Genomic DNA, 26372 nt, shown 5'->3' on the forward strand with positions numbered 1-26372 from the left:
ATCGACGAACAAAACGTAACGCTAGACAACGTTAGATTCCGCGCTTTAGGTCAAACTCAAATTATATGAGGTTCAGATCACACGCGAGCCCCTGGGTGGAATCTATTGCGCGGCGACCGCTCCGCTTTCTTGCTCGCGTTTGATCTCCAGGGCGATGTCGATGAGTTGGTCTTCTTGGCCGCCGATGAGTTTGCGTTGGCCGGCGCGGTGCAGGAGTTGGTGGGCGGGTACGCCGTAGCGCTCGGACTGGCGGATGGCGTGTTTGAGGAAGCTGGAGTACACCCCGGAGTAGCCCATGATCAGGGCGTTGCGGTCCAGCAGGCATTCGGCGGGCATGGCCGGGGCGACGACTTCCTCGGCGGCGTCGGCGATGTCGAAGAAGTCGATGCCGGTCTTGACGCCGATCTTGTCGAACACCCCGATGAGCGCTTCCACGGGCGCGTTGCCGGCCCCGGCGCCGAAGCGGCGGCACGAGCCGTCGATCTGTTTGGCGCCCGCGCGTACGGCCTCGACCGAGTTGGCCACCCCCAGGCCCAGGTTCTCGTGCCCGTGGAACCCGACCTGGGCGTCGTCACCGAGCTCGGCGACCAGCGCGGCGACCCGGTCACGCACCCCTTCGAGGACCAGCGCGCCGGCCGAATCGACGACATAGACGCACTGGCAGCCGGCGTCGGCCATGATCCGCGCCTGGGCCGCGAGCTTCTCCGGGGAGATGGTGTGGGCCATCATCAGGAACCCGACGGTCTCTAGCCCCAGCTCCCGGGCCAGGCCGAAGTGCTGGATCGACACGTCGGCCTCGGTGCAGTGGGTGGCGATGCGGCAGATCGAGCCGCCGTTGTTCTGGGCCTCCTTGATGTCCTCCTTGGTGCCCACCCCGGGCAGCATCAAAAAGGCGATCTTGGCCTCCTTGGCCGTCTGGGCCGCGAGCTTGATCAGCTCCTGCTCGGGGGTCTTGGAGAACCCATAGTTGAAGCTCGACCCGCCCAGCCCGTCACCATGGGTCACCTCGATGACCGGGACACCCGCCGTGTCCAGGGCGGCGACGATCGCGCCCACCTCCTCGGTGGTGAACTGGTGGCGTTTGTGATGCGAGCCGTCCCGCAACGACGTGTCGGTCATCCGGACGTCCCAGATCGGGTTGAAGAAGATGTCACTCATGCCTGCGCTCCTCCCGCCGTTGCGGACAGGGACTCTTTGGCGATCTCCTCGCCGACCTTGGTGGCCGCCGCGGTCATGATGTCGAGGTTGCCCGCATACGGCGGCAGGTAGTCACCGGCGCCCTCCACCTCCACGAACGTGGTGACCACAGCCTGGCCCCCGGAGTTGAGCGAGGGCTCGTCGAACTGCGGCTCGTTGAGCAGCCGGTAACCCGGCACGTAGGTCTGCACCTCGGCCACCACGTCGTGAATGGACTTCGCGATCGCGTCGCGGTCGGCGTCCTCGGGGATGGCGCAGAAGATGGTGTCGCGCATGATCATCGGCGGATCCGCCGGGTTCAAGATGATGATGGCCTTGCCCCGCCTGGCCCCACCGATGGTCTCCACACCCCTGCTGGTGGTCTTGGTGAACTCGTCGATGTTGGCCCGCGTGCCCGGCCCGGCCGAGACCGAGGCGACCGACGCGACGATCTCGGCGTAAGGAACCTCCACGACCCGGCTGACCGCGTACACGATCGGGATCGTCGCCTGCCCCCCGCAGGTGATCATGTTGACGTTCGGCGCGTCCAGGTGCTCGCGCAGGTTCGCCGGCGGGATCACCGCCGGGCCCACCGCGGCCGGCGTCAAGTCGATCGCGCGGATGCCGGCGTCCGCATACTTGGGTGCGGCGTCGCGGTGGACGTAGGCACTGGTCGCCTCGAACACCAGATCAGGTTTCTCCGAATGCGCCAGCAACCAGTCCACGCCCTCGTGAGTGGTTTCCAACCCCAGTTTGCGGGCCCGGGCAAGACCCTCACTCTCAGGGTCAATGCCCACCATCCACCGCGGCTCCAACCAATCCGACCGCAGCAGCTTATAGAGCAGGTCAGTGCTGATGTTCCCCGACCCGACAATGGCCACACTCGCCTTCGAAGGCATCCATCGGCCCCTTTCACCTGGTCGCGACCCGCTGCGCCCGGCTTCGCCGCGCTGGCGATCGCTCCCTTCCTGTTTGGTCGCGACCCGCTGCGCCCGGCTTCGCCGCGCTGGCGATCGCTCCCTTCCTGTTTGGTCGCGACCCGCTGCGCCCGGCTTCGCCGCGCTGGCGATCGCTCCTTCCTGTTTGGTCGCGACCCGCTGCGCCCGGCTTCGCCGCGCTGGCGATCGCTCCCTTCCTGTTTGGTCGCGACCCGCTGCGCCCGGCTCCGCCGCGCTGGCGATCGCTCCCTTCCTGTTTGGTCGCGACCCGCTGCGCCCGGCTTCGCCGCGCTGGCGATCGCTCCCTTCCTACTCGAACGACAACCGCACCGAACCCAGGCCCGTGAAGTCGGCGAGAAATTCATCTCCCGCGCGCGCATCGATCGCGCGCGTGCACGACCCGGGAAGTACCACATCACCTTTTCGGAGCCGCACCCCGAAGCTTTCCACTTTGCGGGCCAACCACGCCACCGCCGTGACCGGATTGCCCAGCACCGCGTCGCTGCGCCCGTCGGCGACGACCTCGCCGTTGCGCGTCAACACCGCGTCGATAGCTTTCACGTCCAGCTTGTCGGGCGAAACCCGGGCCTCGCCCAGCACGAAACCCGCCGACGACGCGTTGTCGGCAATGGTGTCGCACAGCGCGATCTTCCAGTCCGTGATGCGCGTATCGATGAGCTCGATCGACGGCACCAGCGCCTCGGTGGCCGCGAGCACGTCATCCTCGGTGCAGCCGGCCCCCGGCAGGTCCTCGGCCAGGATGAAACCGACCTCGACCTCGACCCGGGGATACAGGTACCGACTCGCCTTGACCGGGATGTCCTCGAACACCTGCATCTCGTCGAGCAGGTGCCCGTAGTCCGGCTCGTCGACCCCCATCATCTGCTGCATGGCCTTCGACGACAGCCCCACCTTGTGGCCGACGATCCGGGCCCCCTCGGCGACCCGCTGACGGATATTGATCAGCTGGATCTCGTAGGCGTCGACGACGTCGATGTCCGGGTGCGCGCCCGTCAGGGGAGCGATCGGTTCGCGGCTGCGCTCGGCCTGCGCCAGGTCGGCGGCCAGCTCGTCGCGGATCGCGGCACTGAGCATTTACCGAAGTCCCCTCGTTAGTGTGACCGGGCCGGTAGCGCCCAACCCGGGCAATTCTATAACGTGTTCTACATGACAGCGAAGGAGTACGACGTCGTCGTGGTTGGCAGCGGCGGAGCCGGCATGGTCGCCGCCCTCACCGCCGCCCACCGGGGTCTGTCGACAGTAGTCATCGAGAAGGCTGCCCACTTCGGCGGCTCTACCGCGCGCTCCGGCGGCGGCGTCTGGATTCCGAACAACGAAGTGCTCAAGCGCGCCGGCGTGCGCGACACCCCGGAGGCTGCCCGGACCTACCTGCACGGGATCGTCGGCGACATCGTGGAGCCCGAGCGCATCGACACCTACCTCGACCGCGGCCCGGAGATGCTGTCGTTCGTGCTCAAGCACACGCCGCTCAAGATGTGCTGGGTGCCGCAGTACGCCGACTACTACCCCGAGGCCCCGGGCGGCCGCGCGGGTGGTCGGTCGATCGAGCCGAAACCGTTCGACGCCCGCAGGCTCGGTCCCGACGAGGCGGGCCTGGAACCGGCCTACGGCAAGGTGCCGCTCAACGTCGTTGTGATGCAGCAGGACTACGTGCGGCTCAACCAGCTGAAGCGGCACCCGCGCGGTCTGGCGCGCAGCCTCAAGGTGGGTGCTCGCACCATGTGGGCCAAGGCCACCGGCAAGAATCTCGTCGGCATGGGCCGCGCCCTGATCGGCCCGTTGCGCATCGGCCTGCAGCGAGCCGGAGTCCCGGTCGTACTCAACACCGCGCTCACCGACCTCTACGTCGAGGACGGCGTGGTTCGGGGCGTGTACGTCCGCGAAACCACCGAATCCGAATCGGCCGAGCCGCGGTTGATCCGGGCCCGGCGGGGCGTCATCCTGGCTAGCGGCGGTTTCGAACACAACGAACAGATGCGGGTGAAGTATCAGCGCGCACCCATCACCACCGAGTGGACCGTGGGCGCCAAGGCCAACACCGGCGACGGTATCATCGCTGGTGAAAAGCTTGGCGCCGCACTGGATTTGATGGAAGACGCGTGGTGGGGCCCCACCGTGCCGCTGGTCGGCGCACCGTGGTTTGCGTTGTCGGAGCGCAACTCGCCCGGGTCGATCATCGTCAACATGTCCGGTCAGCGGTTTATGAACGAATCCATGCCGTACGTCGAAGCGTGCCACCACATGTACGGCGGGGAGTACGGCCAGGGGCCCGGACCCGGTGAAAACATTCCGGCGTGGCTGGTGTTCGACCAGCAGTACCGGGATCGCTACATCTTCGCCGGACTCCAACCGGGGCAACGGATCCCGCGCAAATGGCTAGAGTCGGGCGTCATCGTCCAGGCCGACACCCTCGAGCAGCTGGCCGAAAAGGCGGGCCTTCCCGCCGACCAGTTTGCCGCGACCGTGCAGCGTTTCAACGGGTTCGCACGCTCGGGCGTCGACTCGGACTTTCACCGGGGCGAAAGCGCCTACGACCGTTACTACGGCGACCCGACCAACAAGCCGAATCCCAACTTGGGCGAGATCACCCACGCGCCGTATTACGCCGCCAAGATGGTACCCGGTGACCTCGGGACCAAGGGCGGCATTCGTACCGACGTGCACGGGCGCGCGCTACGCGACGACGGCACGATCATCGAAGGGCTCTACGCCGCAGGCAATGTCAGCGCGCCGGTGATGGGACACACCTATCCCGGCCCCGGTGGAACCATCGGACCCGCGATGACTTTCGGGTACCTGGCCGCCCTGCACCTGGCTGGAGCCAACTGACATGCCGATCGACGTGGACGTCGCGCTGAAGGCCGTGCTGGACCCGATCGAATTCTCCTGGTCCAGTAGCGATGTGCAGCTCTACCATCTGGGCCTCGGCGCGGGCGCCGATCCGATGAGCCCTCGCGAACTGCGCTACCTCGTGGACGAGACGCCCCAGGTGCTGCCGACGTTCGCCACCGTCGCGGCCACCTTCCACGCCACCAAGCCGCCAACCGTCAAGTTCCCCGGCATCGACATCGAGCTCAGCAAGGTGCTGCACGCCAGCGAGCGAGTGGAAGTGCCCGCGCCGCTGCCGCCGTCGGGTTCCGCGCGAGCCGTCACCCGGTTCACGGACATCTGGGACAAGGGCAAAGCCGCCGTCATCTGGAGCGAAACAACGGTAACCACGCCGGACGGCGCGCACCTGTGGACGCAGAAGCGATCGATCTACGCCCGTGGGGAAGGCGGGTTCGGTGGTGAGCGCGGGCCGTCATCGTCGGAAGCGGCGCCCGACCGGGCGCCCGATTTCGAGGTGGCGATGCCGATCCTGCCGCAGCAGGCACTGCTGTACCGGCTCTGCGGCGACCGCAACCCGCTGCACTCCGATCCCGAATTCGCCGCAGCCGCAGGCTTTCCCCAGCCGATCCTGCACGGCCTGTGCACCTTCGGGATGACCTGCAAGGCGATCACCGACGCGGTCCTGGACGGCGACGCTTCGGCGGTCGCGGCGTACGGCGCCCGTTTCGCGGGTGTTGCGTTCCCGGGTGAAAGGCTTGCGGTCAACATCTGGAAGGAAGACGGGCGGCTATCGGCCAGCGTTGTCGCGCCTTCACGAGACAACGCCGTAGTGCTCGGCGGCGTCGAGTTGGTTCCGGCCTAGAGCTTTCTGCCCTCTGCGGCCGAGCGCCCGGCCAGCCGGGCCGCAGGCCTCGGGCGCCCAGCTAGGCGGGCACACGACGAGCACGAGCGGCGCGCACTCGTCCGATGATGTCGGCCGGCCGGTCGCCGGCGACCACCCTGATGACGATCCACCCCAGACGCTCAAGCCTCTCCAGCCTCCGGACATCCCAGGTGTACTGTCGGCGATCGCTGCGGTGCTGCTCGCCGTCGTATTCCACCGCGACTTTCACGTCCTCCCATCCCATGTCCAAGTAGGCGAAGGCACTGCCGAACTCGTCGAGCACCTGAATCTGCGTGTGCGGCCGCGGCAGACCGGCGTCGATCAACACGACTCGAAGCCACGACTCTTTCGGCGACTGCGCTCCGGCGTCGAAGAGGTCCGCCGCCCGGCGCGCTCGCGCGATGCCTCGGCGTCCCGAGTACCTGCGAGTCAGCAGCTCGACGTCAGCGGCCTTGATTTCCGTTGCTCCGGCCAACGCGTCCATCGCCGCCACGGCGGTCATCGTCGGGTACCAACAGCCGAGGTCCAGTGCTGTCCTCGTTGGTGACGTCGCCGCAACGCCGTCGATCAGTTCGACTTCGTCCGCCTGGACAGGCTCCCTGTGCAGTTGTAGCCCCGCCGCGACATGGTGGTTGTCGTGGATCAGCTCCACAGGTCTTCGGTCGTCGACCCATTTGCTTCCGTGCAGCGCGGCCGCCGAGAACCCCGCGACGACGCCACGACGGCGTGTCCATAACCACCCGGCCCTCGCACGAACCGCAGCGGTGACCTCGGCGTCGCGATCGATGTAGACGCCCCGAAACAGCCGAATGTAGCGCGTTTCCAAGTGACTTTTGGTCAGCAGTCCACAGGCAACGGCTTCGCTCCCGACAAAAGGCTCGCCCATGGCCGCAGGGTCGCATGCCAAACCAGCGGCGTCACTTCAGCTGTCGGGCGCCCGGCTAGCCGGGCCCCAGGGTCCGAACGCCCGGCTGGCCGGGCGCTCGGCAAAGCGTCTAGCCGAGGATCAGGCCCGACGTGGGCACACCGGTGCCCGCGGTGACGAGGACATGCTCGACGTCGGGGACCGGGTTCACTGAGGTGCCGCGCAGCTGGCGCACGCCCTCCGCGATGCCGTTCATGCCGTGGATGTACGCCTCGCCTAGCTGGCCGCCGTGCGTGTTGATAGGCAGCCGCCCGCCTATCTCGATGGCCCCGTCGGCGATGAAGTCCTTCGCCTCGCCGCGGCCGCAGAAGCCCAACTCCTCCAACTGGATCAGCGTGAAGGGCGTGAAGTGGTCGTAGAGAATCGCGGTCTGGACGTCCGACGGCTGCAGTCCGGATTGCTGCCACAGCTGCTGCCCCACCACGCCCATCTCCGGCAGGCCGAGCTCGGCCCGGTAGTAGCTGACCATGGTGTACTGGTCGGGGCTCGATCCCTGCGACGCCGCCTCGATGACGGCCGGCCGCTGCTTGAGGTCCCGCGCTCGCTCGGCCGACGTCACCACGATCGCAACCGCGCCATCGGTCTCCTGGCAGCAGTCCAGCAACCTCAGGGGCTCGGCGATCCACCGCGAATTCTGGTGATCCTCAATGGTTATCGGCTTCTCGTAGAAGTACGCCTTGGGGTTTTTGGCGGCGTGTTTGCGATCGGCCACCGAGATAACCCCGAAGTCGCGGCTGGTGGCGCCGGACAGCTGCATGTAGCGCCGCGCGATCATGGCCACCTGCGCCGCCGGGGTCGAAAGCCCGTGCGGGTAGGAGAAGGAATTGTCGGCCGCGGTCGAATCGGCCTGTGCGCGGGCGTCTCCCGCCAGCCGGGTCTGCACCTGACCGAACCGCATGCCCGACCGCTCGTTGAACGCCCGGTACGCCACCACCACGTCGGCCACCCCGGTGGCGACGGCGATCGCCGCCTGCTGGACGGTCGCGCACGCGGCGCCGCCACCATAACCGATCTGCGAAAAGAACTTCAGGTCGCCGATGCCGACCGCACGCGCCACCGCGGTCTCGTTGTTGGTGTCCATCGTGAAGGTGGTCAGGCCGTCGACATCCGCCGGCGAAAGGCCGGCATCGTCCAGCGCGTCCAGCACCGCCTCGGCCGCCAACCGCAGCTCGCTGCGACCGGAGTCCTTCGAGAAGTCAGTCGCGCCGATGCCGACGATCGCCGCTTTACCAGAAAGCATCAGGAGTCCCCCATCCGCAGGGTCACCGTCGCAATGACATGGTCACCAAGGCTGTTGCGGCCGAACACCTTGACGGTGATGAGGCCGTCGTCCACAGCGGTCACCTCACCGGTGAACGTCACCGTGTCATAGGCATACCACGGCACCCCTAGCCGCAGCCCGATCGACTTGATCAGCGCAGACGGCCCGGCCCAGTCGGTCACGAACCGCTCGACCAGACCGGTGTCGGTCAGGATGTTGACGAAGATGTCCTTGGAGCCCTTGGCCTGCGCCTTGTCCCGGTCGTGGTGCACGTCCTGGAAGTCGCGGGTGGCCAGCGCGGTCGAGATGATGAACGTCGGGTCCCCGTACAGCTTGAGCTCGGGCAGCGTCGTGCCCACTTCGACGGCCGGGGCGCTCATGCTTTGTCTCCCAAAGGCTCCCACGCGTAGAGGCTCCATTCCGGGCCGCTATCACCCGCAGGAAAGTCGATGTAGGTGGCGCGAACGGGCGTGCCGATCTGTACCTGGGCGGGGTCGACCCCGCGCAGCTCGCCCAGCATCCGCACGCCCTCCTCGAGCTCGACCAGCGCGATGACGAAAGGCAGTGTGCGGCCTGGAACCTTCGGCGCGTGGTGCACGACAAAGCTGAACACGGCGCCCTTGCCGCTGGACACCACGTAGTCGATCGGCGCGGCCTTGTCCTGCCATACCGCCGGTACCGGCGGATGCTGCAGACTGCCGTCCGGCCGCCGCTGAATGCGCAGCTCGTGCGCCTTGACACCCTCCCAGAAGAACGCCGTGTCGCGCGAGGACGCGGGCCGCATCATGGCGTCGGGATCGAGATCCGCCGGAACCGATGAGGCCTCGGCGGACTCCCGCGGCTTGAACTTCAAGATCCGCCAATTCATCTCGGCGACGTCCTCGTCACCGACGCGCCAGATGATGTGCTGATTGACGAAATAGCCCTCGCCCAGGGCCGTCTGCTTGGGCCCGACGACGTCGCCCATCTCCGAGGTGACGCTCACCTGCTCGCCGGGCTGCAGGTAACGGTGGTAGGTCTGCTCGCAATTGGTGGCTACGACGCCGATGTAGCCGGCGTCGTCCAACAGCTGCATGATCGGCCCGAGCGGGTCATCCTTGGGGCGCTCACCGCCCAGGCCGAACATCGTCCAGACCTGAATCATGGCCGGAGGGGCCACAATCCCAGGATGACCGGCGGCCCAGGCCGCGGCCTCGTCCACGTAGATGGGGTTGCGGTCGCCGAGCGCTTCAACCCAGTTGTTGATGGTCGGCTGGTTGACCGGATCCCGGGCCGCCCGCGGCTTGGCCCCGCCAGCCGCTTTGATCTCCGCGACGGCGTCCTGGATTTCGGTCATCGCGGCACCCTCGGCACCTTGAGGCCGGCGGCGGCGATCATCTCCCGCATGACCTCGTTGACGCCCCCACCGAAGGTGATCACCAGGTTGCGCTTGGTCTGCGAGTCCAGCCAGTTGATCAACTCTGCGGTCTCCGACTCGGCCGGGTTGCCGTACTTGAAGACGATCTCCTCCGCGAGTCGGCCGATGTATTGGATGCGTTCGGTGCCAAACACTTTCGTCGACGCGGCGTCGGCCACGTTGATGTCCTCGCCGGCGGCGGCCACCTGCCAGTTGAGCAGCTCGTTGATCCGCCACATCGAGTAGATTTCCCCGAGCGCACGCTTGACGTCCTCGTGGTCGATCGGCGTGACGCCGTCGGCCCCCGGCTTGGACGCCCACGCGTGCACGCGGTCGTAGATGCCGGCGACCCGCCCGGCGGGGCCCAGCATGACGCGCTCGTTGTTGAGCTGGGTGGTGATCAGCCGCCATCCGCCGTTCTCCTCGCCGACCAGCATGTCGGCGGGCACCCGCACGTCGTTGTAATAGGTGGCGTTGGTGTGGTGGGCGCCGTCGGACAGGATGATCGGCGTCCAGGAGTAGCCGGGGTCCTTCGTGTCGACGATCAGGATCGAAATGCCCTTGTGTTTCACGGCTTCCGGATCGGTGCGGCAGGCCAGCCAGATGTAGTCCGCGTCATGCGCGCCGGTGGTGAAGATCTTCTGCCCGTTGACGATGTATTCGTCGCCCTGGCGCACGGCGGTGGTCCGCAGCGACGCGAGGTCGGTGCCCGCCTCGGGCTCGGTGTAGCCGATCGCGAAGTGCACCTCGCCGGCGAGGATCGCCGGCAGGAACTTCTTCTTCTGCAGCTCGCTGCCGAACTGCTGCAGGGTCGGGCCGACCGTCTGCAGCGTCACCGCGGGCAGCGGGACGTCGGCCCGGTGCGCCTCGTTGACGAAGATCGACTGCTCGATCGGGCCGAAACCCAAGCCGCCGAACTCTTTTGGCCACCCGACGCCGAGCTTGCCATCCTGGCCCATGCGCCGGATCACCGCGCGATAGGCCTCGTTGTGGCGGTCGGACTCCATCGCTTTCGCCTCGTCGGGCGAAATCAGGTTCTCGAAGTACTCCCGTAGCTCGGCCTGCAGCTGCCGCTGCTCAGGAGTCAGATCTATGAACATTGCGCTCCCACGAGGTCGAGGCGATGAGACGGCCCGCCCAACAACCGGGACAGGTCTTTGATCGTGGAGTAGTACCGGTGCATCGGATAGGTGATGTCCATGCCCATGCCGCCATGCAGGTGGTGGCAGATCTGCATCGCCGGCGGCGCCTGCGACGTGATCCAGTAGCCCAGGACGTCGATGTCCCGCAAAGTTTGGGGGTCGGCGTCGCGGCCTTCGGCCAGCCGCCAGGCGACCGCCTTCGCGACCAAATCGATGGTGCGCGAGGCGATGTAGACCTCGGAGAGCTGTGCCGCAACCGTCTGGAAGGTCGACAGCGGCTTGCCGAACTGCTTGCGGTTGGCCACGTAGTCGGCGGTCAGCCGCAACGCGCCGGCCACGAGTCCGTCGGCGAACGCGCCGATCATCGCCAGCGCCAGCTGGTTGACCCGGTACGCGGTCGCACCGGTCAGGATGTCGGCGTCATCGACCGCGACGTCGGCAAAAGTGACCGTGTATTCGTCGGATCCACTCGACGTCGGAGTGCGGACCAGCCGGACCCCGTCGGCCTTCGGCGACACCACGACGACCGCGTTGTCGGCGGTGACGATCATCCAGTCGGCGTTCTCGGCATATGCAACACCGATTTTCGTGCCGGACAACCGGCCACCGGACAGCGTGGTGGCGGGGCGGTCCGGGAGTGCGGCGCCGGGCTCGTTGAGCGCGGCCGTCAGCAGGCCGCCCTTGGTGACGCCGGCCAGAAAGCGATCCTGCTGCTCGTCGGAGGCGAGATCGACCAGCGGCACCACACCAAGGCCGAGCGTCGCCAGCGCCGGCGTGATGGCGCCGCGGCGGCCCGCTTCGGTCAGGACGGTCGCGACCTCGGGAAGGCCCACGCCGTCGCCGCCGAGGCGTTCCGGCACCGGCAGCGCGGTCACGCCGCCGTCGACCAAGGCCGGCCACGAAAGGTCGCGGTCCAGAACCGATGTCACCACGTCGGCGACGGCCTGCTGCGTCGCAGTGAGGCTGAAGTCCATCAGGACGTCACCGCGTTTGGCCGGTGTAGTCGACCTGCCAGTGCTTGATGCCGTTGAGCCAGCCCGACCGCAGTCGCTCGGGCTCGCCGATGGGCTTGAGGTCCGGCATGTGGTCGGCGACCGCGTTGAAGATCAGGTTGATGGTCATGCGGGCCAGGTTCGCGCCGATGCAGTAATGGGCGCCGGTGCCGCCGAAACCGACGTGGGGATTCGGGTCGCGCAGGATGTTGAAGGTGTGCGGGTCGTCGAAGACCTCTTCGTCGAAGTTGGCCGACCGGTAGGACATCACCACCCGCTGCCCCTTCTTGATCCGCACGCCGCCCAGCTCGGTGTCCTCGTTGGCGGTGCGCTGGAAGGCGGATACCGGGGTGGCCCAGCGGATGATCTCGTCGGCGGTGGTCGACGGGCGCTCCCTCTTGAACAGCTCCCACTGATCGGGGTTGTCGGCCATCGCGATCATGCCGTGGGTGATCGAGTTGCGGGTGGTCTCGTTGCCGGCCACGGCGAGCATCACCACAAAGAAACCGAACTCGTCATCGGAGAGCTTCTCGCCGTCGATGTCGGCCTGGATAAGCGTGGTGACGATATCGTCGGTGGGGTTTTTGCCCCGCTCCTCGGCCATCTTCATGGCGTACATGATCAGTTCCATCGACGACTGCGCGGGGTCGACGTCGGCGTACTCGGGGTCGGTGCCACCGGTCATCTCGTTGGACCAGCGGAAGAGCTTGTCGCGGTCCTCCTGCGGAACGCCGAGCAGCCCGGCGATGGCCTGCAGCGGCAGCTCGCACGACACCTGCTCGACGAAGTCGCCGCTCCCCTCCGTCGCCGCGGTCTTGGCGATGTTCTGGGCGCGCTGGGCCAGTTCGGCTTCCAGCCGCCCGATGGCGCGCGGCGTGAATCCCCGGGAGATGATCTTGCGCAACCGGGTGTGGTGCGGTGCGTCCATGTTGAGCATGACGCTGCGCTGCAGTTCGACCTGCTCGCGCTTCATCTCCGGCGGCCACGTGGGGATGGCCCCGTTCATCCAGCTGGAGAAGATGTCGCTGCGCTTCGACACCTCCTTGACGTCGGCGTGCTTGGTGACGAGCCAATATCCGTGGTCCTCGAACCCGCCCGCGCCGCCAGGAATGTCCACCCAGTGGATCGGCTCCGCCTTGCGCAACTCGGCGAGTTCCGCGACGGGCAATCCGGCGAGGTTGACGTCCGGGTCCAGGAAGTCGAAGTCAGCGGGAATGTTGGGGGGTGCCATGTAGGTGCGCTCCTCAATTGCAACGTGTTCTAGTGCCAGTAAAACACGGCTCCTGCGCAGATAAAAGGCAGGTCACCATCGTCGCTTGTCAGACTAATGAAACGTGTTCTAGCCTGACGGAATGGGTAACCCGGTAATCGTCGAAGCCACTCGCAGCCCGATCGGGAAGCGCAATGGATGGCTCTCAGGGCTGCACGCTACCGAGCTGTTGGGCGCGGTGCAGAGGGCGCTGGTGGAGAAGGCGGCCATCTCGTCTGGATTCCAAGCAGGAGACGTCGAGCAGGTCATTGGCGGCTGCGTGACGCAGTTCGGCGAGCAGTCCAACAACATCACCCGGGTCAGCTGGCTCGTCGCCGGGCTGCCGGAGCACGTCGGCGCCATGACCGTGGACTGCCAGTGCGGTAGCGGGCAGCAGGCCAACGGGTTGATCGCCGGCCTGATCGCCGCGGGCGCGATCGACATCGGCATCGCCTGCGGCATCGAGGCCATGAGCCGCGTCGGATTGGGCGCCAACGCCGGTCCGGACCGCAGTATTCTGCGGCCCGCCTCGTGGGACATCGACCTGCCCGACCAGTTCACCGCCGCCGAGCGGATCGCCAAGCGCCGCGGGATCACCCGCGACGACATCGACGAGTTCGGCTTCGGATCGCAGGCCAAGGCCAAGCAGGCCTGGGACGAAGGCCGGTTCGACCGCGAGATCTCGCCGATCGAGGCGCCGGCGCTGGACGAGAACAAGCAGCCGACGTCGGAGCGCGTGACCATCTCCCGCGACCAGGGCCTGCGCGACACCACACTGTCGGGCCTGAGCTCGCTGAAGCCCGTCATCGAGGGCGGAATCCACACGGCGGGAACGTCATCGCAGATCTCCGACGGCGCGGCGGCCGTGCTCTGGATGGACGAGGACAAGGCCAGGGCGCTCGGGCTGCGGCCGCGCGCGCGCATCGTCAGTCAGGCGCTGGTCGGGGCCGAGCCCTACTACCACCTGGACGGCCCGGTGCAGTCGACGGCGAAGGTGCTGGAAAAGGCCGGCATGAAGATGGGCGACATCGACATCACTGAAATCAACGAGGCTTTCGCGTCGGTCGTGCTGTCCTGGGCTCGGGTGCACAATCCCGACATGGACAAGGTGAACGTCAACGGCGGCGCCATCGCACTTGGCCACCCGGTGGGCTCCACCGGCAGCCGGCTCATCACCACGGCGCTGCACGAGCTGGAGCGCACCGACCAGACGACCGCGCTGATCACCATGTGTGCCGGCGGTGCGTTGTCCACCGGCACCATCATCGAGCGCATCTAGCTCGTCGTCGCTTCGCTTCCGAGTGCTGGTCACTGACGAGAGCCGGGTCGCCGCGGCGCAGGCGTACATTGACGCCCTGGTCAGCCACGACGGACGTGCCGTTCCGTTTGCCGCGCGCTGCACCCGCGTCGAGCAGGGGATCAAGAACGGCTTCTCCGGAAAGCACCTGCGGCGCAGCCTGCAGCGCGGTCCGCAGTACCGGATCATCGCCGACGCGGCGCCACCGAACTACCGCATCGCGGGCGACGAGGTGCACGCGGCGTACGACCTGGTGACCAAGGTGGCGTTCGTCGGGCGCCGCGTGGCCGCCCGGGTCAACGAGACGTTCCGCATCCCCGCCGAAAGCGCAAGCGGCAAAGCCGAAATTCACCACATCGATGTCCGCTTCCGACCCTTCGTCCAGCGCTAAGGAACGTGATGGAAAAGCCGAAATCGCTCAACTCGCCCATGACCGGCTTCTTCATCAAATGGATGTCGCGCGCCAACACCTGGATGTATCGCGTCAGCAAGGGCAGGTGGGGTGGCACTTTCCAGAAGAGCCCGGTCGCGCTGCTGACAACCACCGGCCGCAAAACCGGCCAGCCCCGCGTGAGTCCGCTGCTCTACCTGCGCGAGGGCAACCGCGTGATCCTGGTGGCGTCCCAGGGCGGCCGCGACAAGCACCCGCTGTGGTACCTGAACCTCAAGGCGAATCCGAAAGTGTCCGTGCAGATTAAAGACGAGGTTCTGCATTTGCAGGCCCGCGATGCCACGGCCGAAGAGCGCGCGCAGTACTGGCCGAAATTGGTGGCCATGTATCCCTCGTTCGACGACTACCAGTCGTGGACCGAGCGGGTCATACCGGTCATCATCTGCGACCCCTAAGGTCTCCCGGCGCCTCGACGCGGTGCCCCGCGAGCCGACGGGCCATGGCGTGTCAATCGCCGCGTTGCGGTGCGGCATGCCCGGGACGAATCCCGCGAGCACGTAGCTGGCACCGGGCTCTGCGTCGACGCGCCCTCCTCGTCCGATGCCTTGACTGATCATCTCGTCGTGTGTGACGATTTCGTCAATAACGAGGGCGTTGCCGTACCCGCCGGCAGCGCATGTGAGGAGAACCGATGCGCCGCAGACCGGCCGGTGTCCCCGTATACACGCCCGACCTCTACTCCACGGACGCGATCCTCGATCCCTACCCGCATTACCAGCGACTGCGGACTCTGGGGCCGGTGGTCTGGTTGGCAAAGCAGAAGGCGTACGCGCTGCCCCGCTACGCCGAGTGCAAGGCAGTGTTGCGGGATGACGAGACCTTCTTGTCGGGCAGGGGCGTATCGCTGAATCCGATCACCAACCGCCTGTCCCGGGGCACGACGCTCAACAGCGATGGCGGCGAGCATGATCGGCGACGCAAGCTGGTCGCGCACCGGCTGTTGCCGCGCGCGTTGCGCGCGATCAGCGACGGGCTGGACGCGACCGCCGTCGCGGTCGTCGATGCGGCGCTCAGCAAGGGCGAGGTCGACGGCGTGACCGACCTCGCCGCCGCCCTGCCACTGGCCGTGGTGCCCGACCTCATCGGTTGGCCCCGGAATCGTCGCGCCCACCTGATCGATTGGGGCGGGACGACTTTCGACGTACTCGGTCCGCTCAACTGGCAGGCGATCAGATCGACGCCGCAAGCGTTGAGGATGCTGCACTTCGCGCGGCGCGTCGTTCGCCAGCGCGCGGTTCTCGACGGCAGCATGGCGCACGAGCTGCTGCGGGCGGCCGACGAGGGCAAACTGTCACACAGCGAGTGCCCGCCGCTGATGGTCGACTACCTCGCTCCGTCGATTGATACCACAATGAGCGCCATCTCCAACGCTCTGTACTTGTTCGCCATCCACCCCGAGCAATGGCAGCTCCTGAAGCAAGAGCCGGCCCTGATGGCGAACGCCATCAACGAGGTCGTCCGCTACGAGCCCCCACTGCGCGCATTCGCGCGTTGGGTGGGTCGGCAGACTGAAATCAGCGGTGTGACAATGCCGTCGGGGGCCCGCGTTCTGGTGATGTACGCGTCGGCCAACCGGGACGAACACGAGTGGGCGAAGCCCGAAGTCTTCGACATCCGCCGCGACGCCGGTCGTCAGATCGGGTTCGGGCACGGTGCACACGCCTGCGCCGGCCAAGGTCTGGCGCGCCTGGAAACGTCAGCCATGCTGCGCGCGCTGCTCGATCGCGTCGACCGCATCGAGGTCGCCGGCACCCCGACTTGGGCGATCAATAACATCATCCGTCGCCACCAAGCCCTGCCACTCAAGCTGATTGCGGCATAGGTGCCGTCATTAAGCGCGAGCCGGTCGCCCAGCGTGAAACCAGGGCGGGAAATCGCCGAGAATCTCGCCACCAGTTCACGCTGGCGCGGGGGGCCGCGCTACGTTCCGTAGACCGGCACCGGCGGGCGGGCCTTGGCGAGCAGGTCGGCGACGACGGGCCCCAGTTCGGCGGGATCCCACTTGGCGCCTTTGTCGATCTGCGGCCCGTGCGCCCAGCCTTCGGCCACCCGGATCTTGCCGCCCTCCAGCTCGAACACCCTTCCGGTGACGTCGCGGGATTCGGCGCTGCCCAGCCAAACCACCAGCGGCGAAATATTTTCCGGCGCCATGGCGTCGAAATCCTGATCCTGCGTTGCCATCATCTCGGCGAAGACGGTCTCGGTCATACGGGTGCGGGCCGACGGCGCGATGGCGTTGACGGTGACCCCGTAGCGGCCCATCTCGGCGGCGGCGACGAGGGTCAGTGCCGCGATGCCGGCCTTGGCGGCACTGTAGTTGCCCTGCCCGACGCTGCCCTGCAGCCCGGCACCCGAACTGGTGTTGATGATCCGCGCGTCGACCGTTTGACCCGCTTTCGACAGCCCACGCCAGTACGACGCGGCGTGCCGCATCGTCGCGAAGTGCCCCTTGAGGTGGACGGCGATGACGTCGTCGAACTCGTCTTCGCTGGTGTTGGCGATCATTCTGTCGCGCACGATGCCGGCGTTGTTCACCAGAACATCCAGGCCGCCGAAGGTGTCGACGGCCGTGTGAACCAGGGCGGCCGCCTGGTCCCAGTCCGCCACGTTGGAACCGTTGGCCACGGCTTCCCCACCGGCGGAGGTGATCTCGTCGACCACACTCTGCGCGGCGCTGCCGCCGCCGGCCGGTGAGCCGTCCAGGCCCACCCCGATGTCGTTGACCACCACACGCGCGCCCTCGGCCGCGAAGGCCAACGCATGCTCGCGGCCGATACCCCCACCGGCTCCGGTCACGATGACGACGCGGCCGTCGACGACTCCCATAGTTGTTGTCTCCTCTACTTGATCGCGCTGGCGTTCGTTGTGGCCAGATAGTGCGGCGGCTCGCCGCCGCCGTGCACCTCCAGCGACGCCCCGCTGATGTAGGACGCCGCATCGGATGCCAAAAACGCCGCGGCCCAACCGATGTCCTCGGGCTTGGCCAGCCGGCCCAGCGGCACGTTCTCCGAGATCGCGGCGATCGAGTCGGCGTCGCCGTAGAACAGCTCGGACTGTTCGGTTTCCACCATGCCGACCACGAGGGCGTTCACCCGGACCTTTGGCCCCCACTCGACGGCCAGGGTCTGAGTGAGGCTTTCCAGCCCCGCCTTGGCCGCACCATAGGCGGCGGTGCCCGGCGAGGGCCGCCGGCCGCTCAGGCTGCAGATGTTGACGATCGACCCGCCGCTCGGCTGCTCTTGCATCTGATCATTCGCGAACTGCGAAATCCAGAGCGCCCCAATGAGGTTGAGCTCGATGATCTTGCGGCTGAACTTCGGGCTGGAGCCGGCGGTCAACACGTATGGCGATCCCCCGGCGTTGTTGACGACGGCGTCGAGCCGGCCGTGCTTGTCGGCGATGGCGCCGATCATCGCCCTCACTGCCTCGTCGTCGCGCACGTCGCAGGGGTGGAATTCGTACGGCAGGCCGTCGACGGCTCGGCGCGCACAGGTGATCACGGTCGCGCCCTGTCCGGCGAAGACCGCGCTGATACCGGCGCCTACCCCGCGAACCCCGCCGGTCACCAGCACCACCCGCCCGGTCAGCCCCAATTTGATGGTGTCTTCAAATGGGGGGCCTGCTTCGGCGCGCGTCACTGTGCTAGCGTACCAAGCAAGTGCTTGCTTAGGTAGTTACCCCCCACGAGGAAGTGGCACCTTGACCATCACATCCACAACCATCGAGCCGGGCATCGTCGCGGTCACCGTCGACTACCCGCCCGTCAACGCCATCCCGTCGCGCGGCTGGTTCGAACTTGCCGACGCCATCACGGCCGCCGGACAGGACCTCGAGACCCATGCGGTGATCCTGCGCGCGGAGGGCCGTGGTTTCAACGCCGGGGTGGACATCAAGGAGATGCAGCGCACCGAGGGGTTCACCGCGCTGATCGACGCCAACCGCGGCTGCTTCGCCGCGTTCCGCGCCGTCTACGAATGTGCCGTGCCGGTGATCGCGGCGGTCAACGGATTCTGCGTCGGCGGTGGCATCGGCCTGGTCGGCAACTCCGACGTCATCGTCGCCAGCGACGACGCCACCTTCGGGCTTCCCGAGGTGGAACGCGGCGCGCTCGGCGCCGCCACCCACTTGTCGCGGCTGGTGCCGCAGCACATGATGCGCCGGCTGTTCTTCACCGCCGCGACCGTGGACGCCGCCACCCTGCACCATTTCGGTTCGGTGCACGAGGTGGTGCCACGCGATCAGCTGGCCGAGGCCGCATTGCGCGTGGCGCGCGACATCGCCGCCAAGGACACCCGCGTGATCCGCGCGGCCAAGGAGGCCCTGAACCTCATCGACGTGCAGCGCGTGAACTCGAGTTACCGCATGGAACAGGGCTTTACGTTCGAGCTCAACCTCGCGGGCGTCGCCGACGAGCACCGCGACGCGTTCGCCGGCACGGCGAAGGGCAAGAAGGAATGACCGACAAGAGAACCACTTTGGACGACGCCGTCGCGCAGCTGCGCAGCGGCATGACCATCGGGATCGGCGGCTGGGGCTCCCGCCGCAAGCCCATGGCGTTCGTGCGGGCCATGCTGCGCACCGGCGTCAAAGACCTCACCGTGGTCACCTACGGCGGACCCGACTTGGGATTGCTCTGTTCGGCGGGCAAGGTCAAGCGGGTCTACTACGGATTCGTGTCGCTGGACTCCCCACCCTTCTACGACCCGTGGTTCGCCAAAGCTCGCACCGGCGGGGCCATCGAGGCCCGGGAGATGGACGAGGGCATGCTGCGCTGCGGGCTGCAAGCGGCGGCGCAACGGCTGCCGTTCCTGCCGATTCGCGCGGGGCTGGGCAGCTCGGTCCCCGACTTCTGGGAGGGGGAACTGCGCACGGTCACCAGCCCATACCCGGCGCCGGGCGGCGGGCACGAAACCCTGATCGCCATGCCGGCCCTGCGTCTGGACGCCGCCTTCGTGCACCTCAATCTCGGCGACAGCAAAGGTAACGCGGCCTACACGGGCATCGACCCGTACTTCGACGATCTCTTCCTCATGGCCGCCGAGCGGCGCTACCTGTCGGTCGAGCGCGTCGTACCGACCGAGGAGTTGGTGAAAGCGGTACCGCCGCAGGCACTGCTGGTCAACCGGATGATGGTCGACTCCGTGGTGGAGGCGCCGGGCGGAGCCCACTTCACCACCGCCGCACCGGACTACGGCCGCGACGAGAAATTCCAGCGGCATTACGCCGAGGCCGCTTCCACCGAACAGGGCTGGCAGAAGTTCGTAGAGACCTACCTGTCGGGCAGCGAGGACGACTACCAGGCGGCGGTTCGCGCATTCGCAGAGGAGGCGGCCAAATGAGCAGCACCCGGGCCGAAGTGTGCGCGGTCGCCTGCGCCGACTTGTTCGCCGGAGCCGGCGAAATCATGATCAGCCCGATGACCAACATGGCCTCGGTGGGCGCGCGGCTCGCGCGGCTGACCTTCTCGCCGGACATCGTGCTGACCGACGGCGAAGCGCAGCTGCTGGCGGACACGCCGGCGCTGGGTGCGTCCGGCGCGATCGAGGGCTGGATGCCGTTCGGCCGGGTGTTCGAAACGCTGGCCTGGGGGCGCCGGCACGTGGTGATGGGCGCCAACCAGGTGGATCGCTATGGCAATCAGAACATCTCGGCGTTCGGCCCACTGCAGCACCCGACCCGACAGATGTTCGGCCTGCGGGGCGCACCCGGCAACGCGATCAACCACGCCACCAGCTACTGGGTGGGCAATCACTCCAAGCGGGTGTTCTGCGAGGAGGTCGACGTGATCTGCGGCATCGGCTGGGACAAGATCGACCCCGACAACCCCGCGTTCCGGTTCGCCAACCCGTATCGGGTGGTGTCCAACCTCGGAGTCTTCGACTTCGGCGGCCCCGACCACACCATGCGGGTGCTCAGCCTGCACCCCGGCGTTTCCCCGGATGATGTCCGCGAGAACACCTCGTTCGACGTGCACGGCCTCGACGAGGCCGACGAGACCAGGCTGCCGACCGATGACGAACTGCGCCTGATCCGCGAGGTCATCGACCCGAAGGCGCTGCGTGACAGGGAAATACGCTGATGAAGCTGCGCACGCCGCTGACCGAGCTGGTCGGCGTCGAGCATCCGGTGGTGCAAACCGGGATGGGCTGGGTGGCCGGCGCCCGGCTGGTGTCCGCCACGGCTAACGCGGGCGGGCTCGGCATCCTGGCCTCGGCCACCATGACGCTCGACGAGCTGGCGACGGCCATCGCCAAGGTCAAGGCGGCCACCGACAAACCATTCGGCGTGAACATCCGCGCCGACGCCGCCGACGCCGGCGATCGCGTCGAGCTGATGATCCGCGAGGGCGTCAAGGTGGCCTCCTTCGCGCTGGCGCCCAAGCAAGAGCTGATCGCCCGGCTGAAAGAGGCCGGCTCGGTGGTCATTCCGTCGATCGGCGCGGCCAAGCACGCCCGCAAGGTCGCGGCCTGGGGCGCCGACGCGATGATCGTGCAGGGCGGCGAGGGCGGTGGCCACACCGGGCCGGTCGCCACCACGCTGCTGCTGCCGTCGGTGCTGGACGCCGTGCAGGGCACCGGAATCCCGGTGATCGCGGCGGGCGGATTCTTCGACGGGCGCGGGCTCGCCGCGGCCCTGAGCTACGGTGCGGCCGGTGTGGCGATGGGCACAAGGTTCCTGCTCACGTCGGACTCCACGGTGCCCGACGCGGTCAAACGGCGCTATCTCGAGGCGGCACTGGACGGCACGGTGGTCACTACCCGGGTCGACGGGATGCCGCACCGCGTGCTGCGCACCGGGCTGGTGGAGAAGCTGGAAAGCGGTTCACCGGCGAGGGGATTCGTTGCCGCGGTGCGCAACGCCGCGAAGTTCAAGCAGATGTCGCAGATGACGTGGCGGTCGATGATCACCGACGGCATGGCGATGCGTCACGGCAAGGACCTCACGTGGTCGCAGGTCGTGATGGCGGCGAACACTCCCATGCTCCTGAAGGCCGGGCTGGTCGAGGGCAATACCGACGCCGGCGTCCTCGCGTCCGGCCAGGTGGCCGGCATCCTCGACGACCTGCCGTCGTGCTCCGAGCTGATCGAGTCGATCGTGCGGGACGCGATCAAACACCTGCAGGCTGCGTCCGCGTTGGTGGAATAGTCACGCGTGTGATTGGTCCGTACCCGGATCGTTAGTCAACATCGCCTCAACGGTAGTCGTACTTTTGCGGTCGCTTCGTATCGTTGGAACGATGAGAACGCTGACGACGCCGGCCCCAGCCCCCCAATTTCGGTGCGACGGCTCGGGGCGGCGTGACATGACCACCGCGACACCCGCGCTGCTCGCGGACGAAACCCACTCCGGGGATGTGCAAGGCGAGACCATGCGATTGACCGGGTTGCCGCTTCGCGATTCGTCATTGAGCCATGAGGCCTCCTTGGCCGCACTGGCGTTGGGAAGTAAGACCGTAACCGTCGAAGAACGGCGACGGTGGTGGGCCAGCGAGCACGACATCATGGTCGCGTCGATCTCGGTGATCTTCGCCGCGCTCTTCGCCATCATCGTCGTCGCCGCAGCCGCTGTCCTCACGATGGGCTAGGCGGCGCCGCTACAGCCGTTCGATGATCGTGACGTTGGCCGTGCCCCCGCCCTCGCACATCGTCTGCAACCCGTAGCGGCCGCCGATGCGTTCGAGCTCGTTGAGCATGGTGGCAAACAGCTTGGCACCGGTGGCGCCGAGCGGGTGTCCGAGCGCGATGGCGCCACCATTCGGGTTGACCTTCTCCGGGTCGGCCTTGATTTCCTTGAGCCAGGCCATCACCACCGGCGCGAACGCCTCGTTGATCTCCACCGTGTCGATGTCGTCGATCGACAGCCCGGCCTTCTCCAGCGCGTGGCGGGTGGCCGGGATCGGCCCGGTCAGCATGAACACCGGGTCGGCGGCACGGGCGCTGATGTGGTGGATGCGGGCCCGGGGGGTCAGGTTGTGATCCTTGACCGCCTGCTCGGACGCCAGCAGCACCGCGCTGGCGCCGTCGCTGATCTGGCTGGCCATCGCCGCCGTCAGTCGGCCGCCCTCGACCAGGGTCTTGAGGCCGGCCATCTTCTCCAGCGACGACTCGCGAGGCCCCTCGTCTACGCGGAACGGTCCCGATTCGGTTTCCACCGTGATGATTTCGTTGTCGAAGTGGCCGCCGCGAATCGCCGCGAACGCGCGCTCGTGGCTCGCCAGGGCGAAGCGCTCCATTTCCTCGCGGGACAGGTTCCACTTCTCGGCGATCAGCTCCGAGCCGCGAAACTGGGAGATCTCCTGGTCGCCGTACCGGTGCTGCCACTGCTTGGACTCGTTGGTCGGCGAGGTGAACCCGAACTGCTCGCCGACGGTCATCGCCGACGAGATCGGGATCTGGCTCATGTTCTGCACGCCGCCGGCCACGATGAGGTCGGCCGTCCCCGCCATGATCGCTTGCGCGCCAAACGAAATTGCCTGCTGGCTCGACCCGCATTGCCGGTCCACGGTCACGCCCGGCACCTCTTCGGGATAGCCGGCGGCCAGCCAGGACAGCCGCGCGATGTTGCCGGCCTGCGCGCCGATGGCGTCCACGCAGCCGGCGATCACGTCGTCGACGGCCGCGGGGTCGACGTCGACCCGATCGAGCAGGCCGCGCCAACCCAGGGCCCCGAGGTCGACCGGATGCACTCCGGCGAGGGCGCCGTTGCGCTTGCCCACCGCGGTACGCACGGCGTCGATGACGTACGCCTGGGATATCCCAGCCATGTTCAGACTCCTTCTCTGGTGATCCCGCCCAGGACGATGGCGAGATACTGCTGACCCACTTGCTCCGCGGTGAGCGGCCCGCCCGGTTGATACCAGCGCACCGACACCCAGGTGGTGTCACGGATGAAACGGTAAACCAGGTCGACATTGAGTTCGGGCAGGAAATATCCCTCGTCGATGCCCTGGTGAATGACCTCGACCCACATCTTGCGTTGCTGACGGTTCATGTCCTCGATGTAGGAGAACCGCGGCTGCGTGGAGAGTCGCTGCGCTTCGTCCTGGTAGATGACGACCTGCGCGTGCCGGTGCTCGATCGCTTCGAACGACGCCATGAACAACCCCTTGAGCCGCTCCAGCGGGTTGGCCTCGGTCCCCATGATTTCGGCGTAACGGGTGAACAGCCAGTCCAGGAACCCGCGCAGCAACTCATCGACCATCTCCTCCTTGGAGGAGAAATGGTGGTACAAACTGCCGGACAGGATGCCCGCCCCGTCGGCGATGTCACGGACGGTGGTGGCGCGCAGACCGCGGTCGGCGAACATGGTCGCGGCGAGCTCCAGCAACTCGTCTCGCCGGCTGTTCGCCTGACCGGGCACTCGGTCCACCTGGCCAGCGTATCAACCAAGCGCTTGCTCGGCCAGCTGCAGCGCTACCTGTCATACCTCCGTTGTGATGCGCAGCACATTCGCGTTAGTGTGTATTCCACATCACACCGCGGGAAAGGTGACGCGATGGCTGGCTTAGACCGCCCGCAGAGGCCGTTGGCTACACAACGCTCCGTGGGAGCGGCGAGTCCACACCGAATCCTGATGGCCGCCCTGGTGGTGACCATCTTCATCAGCGCGGTCGTCGGAATCGTTGTGGCCGCCTCGATGGGACAGACCACCGCCGCGCTGATCATCGCCCTGGTGGTGGGCGGAGGTTTCGCCGCGGCCCTCGCCTAGCGAAAGGAGCCGGCCAGCCTTCTCATGGATGCTGGCTGGATACCGAGATCACCTCTCCGGTGAGGTAACTCGAGTAGTCACTCGCCAGGAACGCAATCGTGGACGCGATTTCCCAGGGCTCGGCGGCCCGCCCGAACGCCTCACCCGCGGACAGCCGGTCGAGCAGGTCGGCCGACGTGGTCTTGTCCAAGAACTTGTGCCGGGCGATGCTCGGCGACACCGCGTTGATCCGGACGCCGTACTCGACGGCTTCGATTGCGCTGCACCGGGTCAACGCCATCACCCCGGCCTTCGCCGCCGCGTAGTGCGACTGCGAGTGCTGGGCGCGCCAGCCCAGCACGCTGGCGTTGTTGACGATGACGCCGCCGTGCTTGGCCTCGCGGAAGTAGCGCAGGGCCGCGCGCGTGGCGCGGAACACCGACGACAGCGTGACGTCCAGGACGCGATCCCATTCCTCGTCGGTCATGTCGACGACCGGCGTCTGCCCGCCCAGTCCCGCGTTGTTGACCAGGACGTCGAGACGGCCCATCCGGGCGGTGGTCGAGTCGATCAGGGCGTCGACCTGGGCGGTGGACGTCACGTCGCACACCACCTTCTCGACCCGGCCCAGACCCAGCGCGGTCAATTCCTCGGCGGTCTCCCCCAGCCGCCGCTCGTGGTGGTCGGAGACCACCACGTCGGCGCCCTCGGCAAGCGCACGCCGGGCGGTCGCCGAGCCGATCCCCGTGCCCGCCGCGGCGGTCACGACCACCACCCTGCCTTCCAGAAGCCCGTGTCCGGCAATTTCTTTCGGTGCTTCCGACAAACTCATGCTTCCTCCTGTGTCTTCGCGCAAGCGCTCATCGGACCCTGTGTCTTCGCGCAAGCGCTCATCGGACCCCTGTGTCTTCGCGCAAGCGCTCATCGGACCCCTGTGTCTTCGCGCAAGCGCTCATCCACGACCTTCTCGGGGCAGGCCGAGCACCCGCTCGGCGATGATGTTGCGCTGGATCTCATTCGACCCCCCGTAGATGGTGTCGGCGCGGGCGAACAGGAACAGCCGCTGCCATTCGTCGAATTCCCCATCCGACAACGTCATCCCCGGCTTGCCGATGACGTCCATCGCCAGCTCGCCCAGGGCGCGGTGCCAGTTGGCCCACAACAACTTCGACACGTTGTCCTGGCCGGGTTGCTCGACGTCCATCGTGGCCAGGGCGTAGCTGCGCATGGCCCGCAACCCGGTCCACGCCCGCGTCAGCCGCTCCCGGATGAACGGATCGTCGGCGGCGCCGTTGCGCTGCGCCAGCTCGGCCAGGTTGGAAAGCTCACGGGCATAGCGGATCTGCTGCCCCAGTGTGGAGACACCGCGCTCGAAGGTCAGCGTCCCCATCGCCACTCGCCATCCGTCACCGGGCTGACCGACCACCATCGAGGCGTCGGTGCGGGCGTCGTCGAAGAACACCTCGTTGAATTCCGAGTCACCGGTCAGCTGAATGATCGGGCGGACCTCCACTCCCGGCTGGTCCAGCGGCACCAGCAGATAGGAGAGCCCGGCGTGCCGCTTGGAGCCCTTCTCCGTGCGCGCGACCACGAAGCACCACTGAGCCCAGTGGGCCAGCGACGTCCACACCTTCTGGCCGTTGATCACCCACTGGTCGCCGTCGAGTTCGGCTGTGGTCGACACGTTCGCCAGATCGCTGCCCGCCCCGGGTTCCGAATAGCCCTGGCACCACAGCTCGGTGACGTCGAGGATTCGCGGCAGGAAACGCTGTTGCTGCTCGGCGGTGCCGTACGCGATCAGCGTCGGACCCAGCAGCTCCTCGCCGAAGTGATTGACCTTGTCAGGGGCGTCCGCCAGCGCGTACTCCTCATAGAACGCCACCCGATGAGCGGTCGAAAGTCCGCGGCCGCCATGTTCGACGGGCCAACCCAGACAGGTGAGCCCGGCCGCCGCCAGGTGCTGGTTCCACGCCCGGCGTTCCTCGAAGGCTTCGTGCTCGCGCCCGGGACCCCCGAGACCTTTCAATGCCGCGAATTCGCCGACCAGATTGTCGGCGAGCCACTGTCGGACCTCCGCCCGGAACTCCTCGACGTCCTGCATGACCTGTAGGCTAACCTACCAAGC

General features: G+C 67.1%; 28 protein-coding genes. 12 read left to right on the forward strand and 16 right to left on the reverse strand.

Going from position 1 to position 26372, the window contains the following annotated elements; genetic code table 11:
• Positions 1-102 precede the first annotated feature (102 nt).
• The 3 genes from dmpG to G6N56_RS14280 form a co-directional block, all read right to left on the reverse strand.
• Complete coding sequence (dmpG, locus tag G6N56_RS14270) at positions 103-1158, reverse strand: 4-hydroxy-2-oxovalerate aldolase (protein ID WP_085255357.1); 1056 nt, start codon at positions 1156-1158, stop codon at positions 103-105.
• Positions 1155-2075 (reverse strand): acetaldehyde dehydrogenase (acetylating), encoded by a 921-nt coding sequence (locus G6N56_RS14275; protein ID WP_085255356.1) that lies wholly within the window; start codon positions 2073-2075, stop codon positions 1155-1157. Before G6N56_RS14275 ends, dmpG begins: the two co-directional genes overlap by 4 nt.
• Before the next feature lie 348 nt (positions 2076-2423).
• On the reverse strand, positions 2424-3209 hold the full coding sequence (locus G6N56_RS14280; protein ID WP_085255355.1) for a 2-keto-4-pentenoate hydratase: 786 nt from the start codon (positions 3207-3209) through the stop codon (positions 2424-2426).
• A gap of 72 nt (positions 3210-3281) precedes the next feature.
• On the opposite strand from G6N56_RS14280, the gene kstD reads away from it, so the two are divergent.
• Positions 3282-4964 carry a 3-oxosteroid 1-dehydrogenase gene (kstD, locus tag G6N56_RS14285; RefSeq protein WP_085255414.1) on the forward strand — a complete coding sequence of 561 codons (1683 nt, stop codon included), beginning with the start codon at positions 3282-3284 and terminating at the stop codon, positions 4962-4964.
• A 1-nt stretch (position 4965) separates the two neighbouring features.
• Positions 4966-5826, forward strand: coding sequence for a MaoC family dehydratase (locus G6N56_RS14290; RefSeq protein WP_085255354.1), 861 nt, complete (start codon positions 4966-4968; stop codon positions 5824-5826).
• Between the two features lie 61 nt (positions 5827-5887).
• Here G6N56_RS14290 and G6N56_RS14295 read toward each other — a convergent pair whose 3' ends face one another.
• The 7 genes from G6N56_RS14295 to G6N56_RS14325 form a co-directional block, all read right to left on the reverse strand.
• Complete coding sequence (locus G6N56_RS14295) at positions 5888-6733, reverse strand: type IV toxin-antitoxin system AbiEi family antitoxin (RefSeq protein WP_085255353.1); 846 nt, start codon at positions 6731-6733, stop codon at positions 5888-5890.
• A gap of 109 nt (positions 6734-6842) precedes the next feature.
• The gene (locus G6N56_RS14300) at positions 6843-8012 is read right to left on the reverse strand and encodes a 17-hydroxy-3-oxo-4-pregnene-20-carboxyl-CoA lyase (RefSeq protein ID WP_085255352.1); all 1170 of its coding nucleotides are present in this window, start codon (positions 8010-8012) and stop codon (positions 6843-6845) included.
• Positions 8012-8413: a MaoC family dehydratase gene (locus G6N56_RS14305; protein ID WP_085255351.1), complete on the reverse strand. Its 402-nt coding sequence runs from the start codon at positions 8411-8413 to the stop codon at positions 8012-8014. The genes G6N56_RS14300 and G6N56_RS14305 overlap by 1 nt, the downstream gene beginning before the upstream one ends.
• On the reverse strand, positions 8410-9369 hold the full coding sequence (locus G6N56_RS14310; RefSeq protein WP_085255350.1) for a bifunctional MaoC family dehydratase N-terminal/OB-fold nucleic acid binding domain-containing protein: 960 nt from the start codon (positions 9367-9369) through the stop codon (positions 8410-8412). Before G6N56_RS14310 ends, G6N56_RS14305 begins: the two co-directional genes overlap by 4 nt.
• On the reverse strand, positions 9366-10529 hold the full coding sequence (fadE29, locus tag G6N56_RS14315) for an acyl-CoA dehydrogenase FadE29 (RefSeq protein ID WP_085255349.1): 1164 nt from the start codon (positions 10527-10529) through the stop codon (positions 9366-9368). The genes G6N56_RS14310 and fadE29 overlap by 4 nt, the downstream gene beginning before the upstream one ends.
• Entirely contained in the window at positions 10520-11545 is a 1026-nt protein-coding gene (locus G6N56_RS14320) for an acyl-CoA dehydrogenase family protein (RefSeq protein WP_085255348.1), read from the reverse strand. The genes fadE29 and G6N56_RS14320 overlap by 10 nt, the downstream gene beginning before the upstream one ends.
• Before the next feature lie 7 nt (positions 11546-11552).
• Positions 11553-12794, reverse strand: a complete 1242-nt coding sequence (locus G6N56_RS14325) for a cytochrome P450 (protein ID WP_085255347.1) — start codon at positions 12792-12794, stop codon at positions 11553-11555.
• A gap of 121 nt (positions 12795-12915) precedes the next feature.
• On the opposite strand from G6N56_RS14325, the gene G6N56_RS14330 reads away from it, so the two are divergent.
• From G6N56_RS14330 to G6N56_RS14345, 4 genes are all read left to right on the forward strand, one after another.
• Entirely contained in the window at positions 12916-14091 is a 1176-nt protein-coding gene (locus G6N56_RS14330) for a steroid 3-ketoacyl-CoA thiolase (protein WP_085255346.1), read from the forward strand.
• 22 nt (positions 14092-14113) lie between these two features.
• The gene (locus G6N56_RS14335; RefSeq protein WP_085255345.1) at positions 14114-14500 is read left to right on the forward strand and encodes a DUF8021 domain-containing protein; all 387 of its coding nucleotides are present in this window, start codon (positions 14114-14116) and stop codon (positions 14498-14500) included.
• 8 nt (positions 14501-14508) lie between these two features.
• Positions 14509-14955 (forward strand): nitroreductase family deazaflavin-dependent oxidoreductase, encoded by a 447-nt coding sequence (locus G6N56_RS14340; protein WP_085255344.1) that lies wholly within the window; start codon positions 14509-14511, stop codon positions 14953-14955.
• A gap of 236 nt (positions 14956-15191) precedes the next feature.
• Entirely contained in the window at positions 15192-16382 is a 1191-nt protein-coding gene (locus tag G6N56_RS14345) for a cytochrome P450 (RefSeq protein ID WP_085255343.1), read from the forward strand.
• A gap of 98 nt (positions 16383-16480) precedes the next feature.
• Here G6N56_RS14345 and G6N56_RS14350 read toward each other — a convergent pair whose 3' ends face one another.
• Both G6N56_RS14350 and G6N56_RS14355 read right to left on the reverse strand, forming a co-directional pair.
• Positions 16481-17386, reverse strand: coding sequence for an SDR family oxidoreductase (locus tag G6N56_RS14350; RefSeq protein WP_085255342.1), 906 nt, complete (start codon positions 17384-17386; stop codon positions 16481-16483).
• A 14-nt stretch (positions 17387-17400) separates the two neighbouring features.
• A complete protein-coding gene (locus tag G6N56_RS14355; RefSeq protein ID WP_085255413.1) occupies positions 17401-18159 on the reverse strand; it encodes an SDR family oxidoreductase in 759 nt (252 codons plus the stop codon).
• Between the two features lie 100 nt (positions 18160-18259).
• On the opposite strand from G6N56_RS14355, the gene echA20 reads away from it, so the two are divergent.
• From echA20 to G6N56_RS14380, 5 genes are all read left to right on the forward strand, one after another.
• Positions 18260-19018, forward strand: a complete 759-nt coding sequence (echA20, locus tag G6N56_RS14360; protein ID WP_085255341.1) for a (7aS)-7a-methyl-1,5-dioxo-2,3,5,6,7,7a-hexahydro-1H-indene-carboxyl-CoA hydrolase — start codon at positions 18260-18262, stop codon at positions 19016-19018.
• Complete coding sequence (gene ipdA, locus G6N56_RS14365; RefSeq protein WP_085255340.1) at positions 19015-19899, forward strand: cholesterol ring-cleaving hydrolase subunit IpdA; 885 nt, start codon at positions 19015-19017, stop codon at positions 19897-19899. Before echA20 ends, ipdA begins: the two co-directional genes overlap by 4 nt.
• Positions 19896-20639, forward strand: coding sequence for a cholesterol ring-cleaving hydrolase subunit IpdB (gene ipdB / locus G6N56_RS14370; protein ID WP_085255339.1), 744 nt, complete (start codon positions 19896-19898; stop codon positions 20637-20639). Before ipdA ends, ipdB begins: the two co-directional genes overlap by 4 nt.
• Positions 20639-21706 carry a (3aS,4S,5R,7aS)-5-hydroxy-7a-methyl-1-oxo-octahydro-1H-indene-4-carboxyl-CoA dehydrogenase gene (ipdC, locus tag G6N56_RS14375; RefSeq protein WP_085255338.1) on the forward strand — a complete coding sequence of 356 codons (1068 nt, stop codon included), beginning with the start codon at positions 20639-20641 and terminating at the stop codon, positions 21704-21706. The genes ipdB and ipdC overlap by 1 nt, the downstream gene beginning before the upstream one ends.
• A 157-nt stretch (positions 21707-21863) precedes the next feature.
• Positions 21864-22145 (forward strand): hypothetical protein, encoded by a 282-nt coding sequence (locus G6N56_RS14380; RefSeq protein WP_085255337.1) that lies wholly within the window; start codon positions 21864-21866, stop codon positions 22143-22145.
• Positions 22146-22154: 9 nt separating this feature from the next.
• On the opposite strand, the gene fadA6 is transcribed toward G6N56_RS14380, so the two are convergent.
• On the reverse strand, positions 22155-23315 hold the full coding sequence (gene fadA6 / locus G6N56_RS14385) for a steroid 3-ketoacyl-CoA thiolase FadA6 (protein ID WP_085255411.1): 1161 nt from the start codon (positions 23313-23315) through the stop codon (positions 22155-22157).
• A gap of 11 nt (positions 23316-23326) precedes the next feature.
• Positions 23327-23929 carry a TetR family transcriptional regulator KstR2 gene (gene kstR2, locus G6N56_RS14390; protein ID WP_142280551.1) on the reverse strand — a complete coding sequence of 201 codons (603 nt, stop codon included), beginning with the start codon at positions 23927-23929 and terminating at the stop codon, positions 23327-23329.
• Positions 23930-24103: 174 nt separating this feature from the next.
• Between kstR2 and G6N56_RS14395 the strand changes: the two genes are divergently transcribed.
• Entirely contained in the window at positions 24104-24268 is a 165-nt protein-coding gene (locus G6N56_RS14395; protein ID WP_158090714.1) for a hypothetical protein, read from the forward strand.
• A gap of 22 nt (positions 24269-24290) precedes the next feature.
• Here the strand turns inward: G6N56_RS14395 and ipdF are convergent, their stop codons facing one another.
• Both ipdF and ipdE1 read right to left on the reverse strand, forming a co-directional pair.
• Positions 24291-25079, reverse strand: a complete 789-nt coding sequence (gene ipdF, locus G6N56_RS14400) for a (5R,7aS)-5-hydroxy-7a-methyl-1-oxo-2,3,5,6,7,7a-hexahydro-1H-indene-carboxyl-CoA reductase (protein WP_085255336.1) — start codon at positions 25077-25079, stop codon at positions 24291-24293.
• Between the two features lie 120 nt (positions 25080-25199).
• Positions 25200-26348 carry an acyl-CoA dehydrogenase IpdE1 gene (gene ipdE1 / locus G6N56_RS14405; protein WP_085255335.1) on the reverse strand — a complete coding sequence of 383 codons (1149 nt, stop codon included), beginning with the start codon at positions 26346-26348 and terminating at the stop codon, positions 25200-25202.
• Between the last annotated feature and the right edge of the window lie 24 nt (positions 26349-26372).

The sequence above is a fragment of the Mycobacterium saskatchewanense genome (assembly GCF_010729105.1).
In the GTDB taxonomy this organism is placed as follows: Bacteria; Actinomycetota; Actinomycetes; order Mycobacteriales; family Mycobacteriaceae; genus Mycobacterium; species Mycobacterium saskatchewanense.

Bases quoted from the DNA above. Each gene is read 5' to 3' on its own strand.
- G6N56_RS14340 (WP_085255344.1), top strand. From the start codon at position 14,509: ATGGAAAAGCCGAAATCGCTCAACTCGCCCATGACCGGCTTCTTCATC.
- G6N56_RS14345 (WP_085255343.1), top strand. From the start codon at position 15,192: ATGCGCCGCAGACCGGCCGGTGTCCCCGTATACACGCCCGACCTCTAC.
- kstD (WP_085255414.1), top strand. From the start codon at position 3,282: ATGACAGCGAAGGAGTACGACGTCGTCGTGGTTGGCAGCGGCGGAGCC.
- ipdA (WP_085255340.1), top strand. From the start codon at position 19,015: ATGACCGACAAGAGAACCACTTTGGACGACGCCGTCGCGCAGCTGCGC.
- G6N56_RS14275 (WP_085255356.1), bottom strand. From the start codon at position 2,075: ATGCCTTCGAAGGCGAGTGTGGCCATTGTCGGGTCGGGGAACATCAGC.
- G6N56_RS14325 (WP_085255347.1), bottom strand. From the start codon at position 12,794: ATGGCACCCCCCAACATTCCCGCTGACTTCGACTTCCTGGACCCGGAC.
- G6N56_RS14280 (WP_085255355.1), bottom strand. From the start codon at position 3,209: ATGCTCAGTGCCGCGATCCGCGACGAGCTGGCCGCCGACCTGGCGCAG.
- G6N56_RS14295 (WP_085255353.1), bottom strand. From the start codon at position 6,733: ATGGGCGAGCCTTTTGTCGGGAGCGAAGCCGTTGCCTGTGGACTGCTG.
- fadE29 (WP_085255349.1), bottom strand. From the start codon at position 10,529: ATGTTCATAGATCTGACTCCTGAGCAGCGGCAGCTGCAGGCCGAGCTA.
- G6N56_RS14305 (WP_085255351.1), bottom strand. From the start codon at position 8,413: ATGAGCGCCCCGGCCGTCGAAGTGGGCACGACGCTGCCCGAGCTCAAG.
- ipdC (WP_085255338.1), top strand. From the start codon at position 20,639: ATGAAGCTGCGCACGCCGCTGACCGAGCTGGTCGGCGTCGAGCATCCG.
- ipdE1 (WP_085255335.1), bottom strand. From the start codon at position 26,348: ATGCAGGACGTCGAGGAGTTCCGGGCGGAGGTCCGACAGTGGCTCGCC.
- G6N56_RS14300 (WP_085255352.1), bottom strand. From the start codon at position 8,012: ATGCTTTCTGGTAAAGCGGCGATCGTCGGCATCGGCGCGACTGACTTC.
- ipdB (WP_085255339.1), top strand. From the start codon at position 19,896: ATGAGCAGCACCCGGGCCGAAGTGTGCGCGGTCGCCTGCGCCGACTTG.
- dmpG (WP_085255357.1), bottom strand. From the start codon at position 1,158: ATGAGTGACATCTTCTTCAACCCGATCTGGGACGTCCGGATGACCGAC.
- G6N56_RS14350 (WP_085255342.1), bottom strand. From the start codon at position 17,386: ATGGGAGTCGTCGACGGCCGCGTCGTCATCGTGACCGGAGCCGGTGGG.
- G6N56_RS14320 (WP_085255348.1), bottom strand. From the start codon at position 11,545: ATGGACTTCAGCCTCACTGCGACGCAGCAGGCCGTCGCCGACGTGGTG.
- G6N56_RS14310 (WP_085255350.1), bottom strand. From the start codon at position 9,369: ATGACCGAAATCCAGGACGCCGTCGCGGAGATCAAAGCGGCTGGCGGG.
- ipdF (WP_085255336.1), bottom strand. From the start codon at position 25,079: ATGAGTTTGTCGGAAGCACCGAAAGAAATTGCCGGACACGGGCTTCTG.
- G6N56_RS14330 (WP_085255346.1), top strand. From the start codon at position 12,916: ATGGGTAACCCGGTAATCGTCGAAGCCACTCGCAGCCCGATCGGGAAG.
- G6N56_RS14290 (WP_085255354.1), top strand. From the start codon at position 4,966: ATGCCGATCGACGTGGACGTCGCGCTGAAGGCCGTGCTGGACCCGATC.
- G6N56_RS14380 (WP_085255337.1), top strand. From the start codon at position 21,864: ATGACCACCGCGACACCCGCGCTGCTCGCGGACGAAACCCACTCCGGG.